The following is a 1,199-nucleotide window of genomic DNA, read 5'->3' as shown; positions in this document are numbered from 1 at the left end:
CCATGATGTCCCATGCGGCCATGCCCGCGGCGGAGCGCGAGGCGCGCGGCCTCAAGGAGACCCTGGTGCGGCTCTCCGTAGGCCTGGAAGACCCGCAGGACCTGATCGAGGATATGGAGAAGAACCTAGGATAAGGGAGTGCAGCGGCTCTCTTCCCGGCACCGCCCCTCACCCCGGCCCTTGTACTGTGAGCGGGAGAGGGAGCAATCATTTACCTCCTCCACTGGAAGCTCACCGTCTTCACCCTGGGCGCAACCCGCTGAAAGCCCGCCAGGCCCTCGTCGGTGATCCTGTTGCCGCTGAGGGTGAGGCCGGCGAGTGCGGGGAGCTCTTCGAGGTAGGCCAGCCCGCGATCGGAGATGCCGGTCTGGTAGATATACAGCCTTTTGAGACCCTTCAGGGAAGAAATGGCAACGAGCGCGGCGTCGGTCAGCCTCACCCCGGAAAGATAAAGTTCTTCCAGCCCGGCCAGATGAACAATGCCGTCGAGGTCGGCGTCGGAGATGTCGTACAGGAAGAGGGCTTGCAGGTCGTGTGGATTCAGCTTCCGAAGGTGCCTTGCTGACTGGGCAGCCCCCCGCAGATCGAGGCGCAGGGCCTTGTCCGGCGCCACCCGGTAGGCTCCCGTGGCGGGACCGACCGTTTTCCAGTTGCTGAAGTTGGACGAGTTGCGGTCCCTGACATAGACGATGCCGCAGGAGAGCTCTTCCGGAAAGTTCACCACCCTTGACCGGGCATCACAGCCCCGAGCCGCTGCCGCCGCGGCTTTCCCCTGATCTTTTTCGCCATTCAACCGGGCCAGCCGCTTCCGGGCCCTGTCAATGTTGAGATCGACGGCGGTGACCATGTCCGCGAGAAGGTCGCTGCCGACCGGACCGCAATCGATGCGGTGCTTCAGCCGGAACGCCAGACTCCCCCTCAGCCCCTCAACCTCGGCCTCGACCGCGGATATCGCCTGCAGCTCCCGGGCGACCAGGCGCCTGGTCTCCACCAGGTCCTCCCAATCATCGTCCCAGTCCGCCCTGGCGAGCCACCACTTCCGCAGTATCTCCTGCAGCGTCCGCCGGTCCGCCTCCGCGTAGGCACGATTGGCCATGGACATCAATTCATGACGATCAAGAGTCCCCGACCTGGCTCCCGCGAGGTCGGGATGGATATTCCTTGCCACCTCGCGGTAGAGGGACTTGATATCGGTCGAA

General features: G+C 64.1%; 2 protein-coding genes. One reads left to right on the top strand and one right to left on the bottom strand.

From position 1 onward, the window contains the following. Positions 1–2 precede the first annotated feature (2 nt). The gene (locus AC11W3_RS19560; RefSeq protein ID WP_484093601.1) at positions 3–134 is read left to right on the top strand and encodes a PLP-dependent transferase; all 132 of its coding nucleotides are present in this window, start codon (positions 3–5) and stop codon (positions 132–134) included. A gap of 77 nt (positions 135–211) precedes the next feature. Here the strand turns inward: AC11W3_RS19560 and AC11W3_RS19555 are convergent. Next, a partial coding sequence (locus tag AC11W3_RS19555; protein ID WP_484093600.1) for a molecular chaperone DnaJ occupies positions 212–1,199 on the bottom strand: 988 nt, incomplete at its 5' end.

It is taken from the genome of Geomonas sp., assembly GCF_056994735.1.
The sequence above is the reverse complement of the archived record's forward strand: the minus strand, read 5'-3'. Positions and strand labels throughout refer to the sequence as shown.